The following is a 6,522-nucleotide window of genomic DNA, read 5'->3' on the forward strand; positions in this document are numbered from 1 at the left end:
CCATGGTCGGTATCCACTCGGTTTTCAGGCTCCTGAACACCCGCTCCATCGGCGCATTATCCCAACAATTTCCTCGCCGGCTCATGCTCTGACGCATGCGATATCGCCAAAGGCGCTGGCGAAAACTACGGCTTCCATATTGCGAGCCCTGGTCGGAGTGGAACAGCAAACCTTGAGGCTTCCCTCGCTGCTCGTAAGCCATGTCCAAGGCCTTGATGACCAAGTCGGCATCCGGCTTTCCCGACAACGCCCAACCCACAACACGGCGGGCAAAAAGATCTAGCACAACCGCCAGATACTGCCATTTCCCTTGAGCCCAGATATAAGTGATATCGCCACACCAGACGTGGTCAGGAGCGGGCACATCAAACTCCCGGTTCAAAATATTAGGGATGTCGGGCCGCTCGACCGTCGCCTTTTTGTAGGCATGCGATCCCGGTTGTTTGCTGACCAACTCCAGCTCGCGCATCAGGCTGCGCACCTTGAATCGCCCGATCTGCTCGCCGTCGTCCTGCATAATGGCCATGATGCTACGGCTACCGGGAGCACTGCGGCCTTGGGTGAACAACTCGTTCACCCGACTGCGCAATCGAAGGCGTTCTACATCCGGTGTGCGGCGCCTGAGACGCCGAGCGTAGTAGCACGAGCGGGTCACTTCAAACACCTTGCACAGCCAATCAACCGGCTCGTGGATGCTCAACTGGTCAATCAGCGCGAACGCTCGAGATCTTCCGACATCAAGAGCGCGGTAGCCTTTTTTAGTATTGATTTCTCTCGCTCAAGCCGAGCAATCCGAGCTTCCAACTCCTGAATTTTTTGTTGTTCCGGAGTCAGTGCCTTGCTCTGCGGGGTGATGCCTTTATGTTCTTTCTGAATCTGGTCAACCCAGCGGCGCAATGCCGACTCACCAATGCCGAGTGAACGGCTGGCTTCGATGTAGCTGTAGTTTTGTTTGAGCACGAGGTCGGCAGCCTCGCGCTTGAATTCAGGAGTAAAGGAGCGGCGTTGTTTGGTCATCTGACACCTCGATCTGGCGAGCATTCTCGCCTAAATGGGTGTCCGGTTTCATTAGACCACTACATATGGGCCTTTTTTGACCTTCTGAAAACACAAAACCCCTGAAAACTTTTACGTTTTCAGGGGTCTTGTCGTTTCAAATTTGGCGGTGAAGGAGAGATTCGAAACTACCCGCAAAGCGACTTTCATTATGCAAGCGCCCGGATTGCGCGGGATCCAGCGATGCCGACTCTCCAAAAAATCGGCATTCTCAGTCCCATGATAGTCCCACGGCTTCTGCACCAGGTTAGTGTGCTAGGGCTGGAAGGTGGTTAAAAACAGCATTCCGGCCGGTTTATGTTGAGGCCTGGGAAAAAGGTAATATTGGTAATACTCTTGATAAAGTCGAGCAAAACCCTCTAATTTCAACGAGTTGCTAGTTATTTAGAAAGGTAATATTTTGGTAATTTATTGGTTAGGTCATTACCTTTACATCGAGTAATTCCTCTCAGCCTCACTCCCCAGCAAAACCGGGCACTTGGACGAATATTACCTTCGCCATTACCAAATATTACCCTTCAAGGTAATGCGCCAAACTCACGAAATACGGGGCCTACAGCAGGACTAACGCGTTTCCTAACCAAAATTACCTTCTTCCCAGCCCTGGTTCCAAAACAGCCCTCAAATGAGCACGACTGGAGCTGGCGGCGAGTCTGAGGTGTAAAGATCAGGAGCCTTGCTATGGCGTCTAGACATTCACCACATATATATGTTTGAGGTGAATGCCTGACAACGGTTGGCTGTCGAAGCAGCCGAGATAGAGGTCGCGGTTAATGTCGCAACCTGCGAGTAAAATAACTATTGGAAAAAGCTGACAAGAAGTTCATAGAACTCGTTGCCGCCCGGAGCATCCCGCCAGTTATTTTCCTGCAAGTAATTTTCAATCTCTTCGGGACTTTTACGTGCTGCTAGAACATGCATTAGGAAAAAAGTACTTATACCTGGTGAGGCGATATTGGGTTCGTCGGGATCATCTTCAGGATCCTCGTCCGGCAGCACTCTAATCGCAGCAACCATGTTTAAGATATTCGTTTTGTTTTCTTGTAACAGAAAGGACAGCCTTTCAATCGTAGTTATATCAAATCCAGCCAGCCGTGAAACCATTCTTGACATATCCTTATAATGCGAGATCTCATAGTTTCCCGCCAGACACACCTCTTGGTCGGCTTGCAAACTTACAGCATTTCGTGTCACAAACTTCTCATACGACAAAGCATCAAGACCAATATTTCTAACGCTCGTCTTCATTTGCCGATCAAGAGCTTTCGAATATTTATCAATTTCATTTCTAATTGAAATAAATTCCTGATCCGCAAGCTCCAACAGTCCCGCGAGCCTAGAGAACTTGCGCTTAATTGGACCAGGGACTTCAAATTCATTTTTATACCCTATGTCATGCTCAATCTCCGCCCAAGTGTGCTGCAGTATTGAACGAATCTGAATTTCAACCTTGAGCCCATCATAGTCCGAATACTCTTGAAGCTTAGAGCGAGTATTTTTTAAACTTGCGACATAATGCAATGAAAGATAGCCAAAGCGATCAGGATCTAAAATCAATCTCTTATCTATGCTATTCGCACGATCAATTTCGAACTCTTTCTCTATAAGCTTGGCTATAACATCCACATCATCAGAGTAATGTGTAATAATCCGAATGCCCGCCAAATCCGTTATATCAGGTAATTCCTTATAATGACTTTTCTTAACAATTTTCTTATTGAAGCTCTGGCGATCTTTACATCGACTAGAAATTGAATGAACTTCAATCCTCTTAGACGATAGCAATCTTTTTATTAGATCTGCAGTTGTACTACAAAAATCTTCATAGCAACCAATCTCTAAGTCAAACTGCTGCAGAAGTGCAACTGAGTCAGTGGAAGCTTTTGCGTGAGCCATCACATACCATCCTTTTTATACAAAAATAATCCTAACTGCTTGTTGCAACTGCAACCGTTCTTGCTCCGGTGCTTTCAATTTCTTGAACTGATAAACGTCCAGTGATTTCCCTTATCCTGTTTTAACATTGCTCGTAGGTGAATGGAGCATAGGTTTTCCAGTATCATAATGCCACTCGCAAAAAGCCTTTGCCAGCCTGCGGAAAGCGCAGAGGCTAATATGTGCTTGAATGTCAGGTGAGTCCTCACAGCCAGAACCTCTCTACCATGCACGAATATTCGCTATCAACTTGCTTGAAAAGATGTACGAAAATCAGCTGGCCTTAGAAGCAGCCGTAATGGAAACTCACGCTTTGCCTTGAACAACAGGGCTCCGTCGAGGCAGGTGTAAATATACGCGGGGCCTTAGAGACGATTGGTGAAAACGCCGGGCATATTAAGCAAGGTTTGGCTCGCCTCAAGGGGTCAGAAGCTAATTAGGACCAGGAGAAATCCTGAAATGCCCCAGCCTAGCCTAGATCCATAAGATATCTGGCTTATAGCGGCTTTCGACCTCATCTACGGTGGCCGCAGAAGGGAGGAAAAAAGACCTACCTCGTTTCGGAAAATGCCCATATTCCTATACTTTTCTCTTTTCGGATCAATAAATACGGGGAAGCCAGCCGCTCTCTCGGGTCACCTCACTCTCGTCGTTGTCTCACCACTCTGCATTTCTTCGCAAAACTTTGCATTTCGTGAAGTTGCTATTTACCCCATCAAGCCCATAGCCGGCCTGGGCTGCGTATCCGATTGCACCAACCCTGGCCTTTGCACAAAAAACACAGGTAAAGCCCGTCGGCGGGAGGGGGATAAGTGCTTTTTCGTCCAGTTTTTTTTGCCACTACGAATTTGGGCCTGCCGCCAGGGCCACACTTCGTCGGATGACCGCTCAGCCAATCATGTGCCGCAATATGCTGTTTGCATATACAGTATTGGTAGTGAGCGAACAGAGGCGAAGCAATGACGAACGCAAGTGACTTCACCCAGAACGGGGTGACCTTTTCCTGGTTAGAACTGCTGCGAGATGAGGCGGCATTGCTGCGACACCCAGGGGCGCACCATAAAAAGCTGATTGATGGGGCGTACGCGCTACATAGAGCACAGCTGATCGGCCCCGATGATCTCGCTGATCTACTCGAGCAAGCGGATGGGGCACTGGAGTACGCCATAGAGGCGCTCCTAGATGAACCCAGCGACTACTAAGGGCTGACTTATCATGCACATGCTAGTGACCCCAATGCGCTGCAAAGGTGTGGCGTTGGATCCACAAGAAAGGAGGCGTTATCCGGCGATTAGGGGAGACGTACTTGTAGCACCCGCGACAAGCAACGAGCTTGGCCGAAGCTCAAATGTAGCGCGGGTATCGAAGGGGAGGCCGTTGGAGCCTGATCCACTCCCTCGATTGCTCGATGCGAACTTGTCCGGAATGGCCCCGACCGGTTTCGTGCTGAGCGGCATTGAGTACATCGACGGATGCGCTTACGCTCAATCTTGGTGGTGCCGCTTGGAGTAGACTCGACCTGTCAGTTTCAGAGACAAGTTCAATATTATAAGCTTCTTCAAACATAGATTTTGGAAGCGGCAAATAAGTGGGATGATCATGATGGAATTCATGTATAGGTTTAGGCCCGTAAAGAGACTGCTAGGTGAAAACGATAGTGATGGAGAACTGGACGGACAATATATTTATTTCGCGTCGCCAGAACAACTGAACGATCCGCTAGAGGGCTATAAAGACATATACTTCAATGGCGACCAGATAATCTGGAAAAACCTTATCAAGCATTACCTAAGATGCCTGATAAACACCTGCTTCGACCTTGTGCAAAAAATAGATGAAATCCCGACACGCCGAATAGATGTGTTTGCTTCTGCGGAGTCCGCTACTGACGCGATGAATGAGTTAAATATTGAAATCTTTGAGAAATTGAACTCAGAGCCTTGCATAAACGACTTCATTTCAAAAATGGGAGTAGATAGAAAGATAAGGCGCTGGGAGTTACTTGCAAACCTCCAAATATTACACTTCTATTTTTTTGAAATTATACTGGAAGCGCTCTATGAGAAGAGAGTAATACCCAAACCTGTAAAACAAAATTCTTCCGAACGGGAGAAAATATTAGAACAATTGAAAACCCTACTACCACAATTAGTTATCAATGCAAACACCACAAAACAACAAGAGAATGATTTTCTTAAGACCTATCAAAGAAACAGTGAAAGACAGCTTCTGACAAGATACAGAACTTACGGCATGGGAAAGGAATACTGGTTCTATGTGCATATCGAATTTCCAGAGATATTTTGCAGGGAAATCGAGCGCCTTATGTATCCTAGTTGGTATACAGCATGCTTCATGTCCTCTTGCTCTGACTCCTCTATCTGGGGAAGCTATGGTGGATACCATCAAGACGTGTGTCTGAAGTTTAGGACAGAGAAAGAGCAAGGCAAAACCGCTCTGACGCTAACAGCGCCGTGTGGAGAGGACATGAATGGTATCGTATGGGGCCCACTCAAACACGCATTCCATGAAGTTTCATATGAGAAATCTTTCGTCGACATAGACTATTTTAGATCTCTAGGTCATTTGCCAACTTCAGTTCTAATGAACACCTGGTTCAGAGACGAAAACAATGTAATTAGTAACTGTGCAGAGCAAATGTTCACCGATGAAAAGAATTGGAGAGCTAACTACTGGAAAAATTTTTATCACTCTGCAACCGTAAAGCTTAGCGCCTGGGATAGAGAAAAAGAGTCCCGACTTATCCAGACCTCAATGATGAGAAGCCTTGAAAATAGTGAACTGAGAAAGTTGCGCTACGACTTTAATTCACTAGAGGGGATCATATTCGGCATAAACACAACAATGGAAAATAAAATAAAGATTATAAAAAAAATCGAAGCTCTGTGCACGAAACACGAACGGCAAGAATTTAGCTTCTATCAAGCTCGCTATGATGAAACCTCAAGAGAAATCATGCATGACAAACTTGAAGCCATTCGCGTCGGGTACAAGGAGCCGCTTGGGTAACATCAAAATCTAGAGTGTTATCGGCCTCATGCTAAGAGAGAGAACCGAGGCTTCCGCCGCATAACCGGCGAAGGCCCCTGAATTTCCAGGTATAGGCGTTGGGCCGTGAGTGTGCTCGGACAGCTGAACATTCATCTGCTGTACTAAGTCGAGCAACTCGCACAAAATCTGCAGAACATTAACGCTCTCAGATCCCAACCAAGTCTTAGGTGCCATCAGCCGTTGGCTGACGGCCGCCACGCTTTTACGCAGCCCCTGAACCCTTTCCTCCATATCCCCGCCCACCGTGGCGTTATGCTTCGTAAGCGATCCATCGTCTACACATTCAAAGCTGCCATTTGATGCCTGATGCTGGGCTCCCGATATCCTTCAGAAGCCCGCCGTCATGATGCGCCCCGACGCCAAAGTTGAAAAAGTGTACCTCTACCCCAAGCCCGTGGATTTTCGAAAATCCATCGATGGCCTGACCGCTCTGGTTGAGTTGGATATCAAAGTCGCGGT

4 protein-coding genes and 2 pseudogenes are annotated in these 6,522 nt (G+C 47.3%); 4 read left to right on the forward strand and 2 right to left on the reverse strand.

The features are described 5' to 3' along the window. Nucleotides 1-1,017: pseudogene (locus AACY52_RS28010) on the reverse strand (IS3 family transposase); the annotation flags it as partial. An 837-nt stretch (nt 1,018-1,854) separates the two neighbouring features. Continuing rightward, nucleotides 1,855-2,952, reverse strand: coding sequence for a hypothetical protein (locus AACY52_RS28015; RefSeq protein ID WP_339561041.1), 1,098 nt, complete (start codon nt 2,950-2,952; stop codon nt 1,855-1,857). Nucleotides 2,953-3,181: 229 nt separating this feature from the next. Between AACY52_RS28015 and AACY52_RS28020 the strand changes: the two are divergent. From AACY52_RS28020 to AACY52_RS28035, 4 genes and pseudogenes are all read left to right on the forward strand, one after another. Then, nucleotides 3,182-3,431, forward strand: a pseudogene (locus AACY52_RS28020) (hypothetical protein). A gap of 519 nt (nt 3,432-3,950) precedes the next feature. Continuing rightward, a complete protein-coding gene (locus AACY52_RS28025) occupies nt 3,951-4,193 on the forward strand; it encodes a hypothetical protein (protein WP_339561042.1) in 243 nt (80 codons plus the stop codon). Between the two features lie 13 nt (nt 4,194-4,206). Further along, nucleotides 4,207-4,503 carry a hypothetical protein gene (locus AACY52_RS28030; RefSeq protein ID WP_339561043.1) on the forward strand — a complete coding sequence of 99 codons (297 nt, stop codon included), beginning with the start codon at nt 4,207-4,209 and terminating at the stop codon, nt 4,501-4,503. An 87-nt stretch (nt 4,504-4,590) separates the two neighbouring features. After that, a complete protein-coding gene (locus tag AACY52_RS28035; protein ID WP_339561044.1) occupies nt 4,591-6,021 on the forward strand; it encodes a hypothetical protein in 1,431 nt (476 codons plus the stop codon). Nucleotides 6,022-6,522: the final 501 nt, after the last annotated feature.

It is taken from the genome of Pseudomonas sp. EA_65y_Pfl1_P113 (assembly GCF_963970525.1).
In the GTDB taxonomy this organism is placed as follows: domain Bacteria; phylum Pseudomonadota; class Gammaproteobacteria; order Pseudomonadales; family Pseudomonadaceae; genus Aquipseudomonas; species Aquipseudomonas tritici.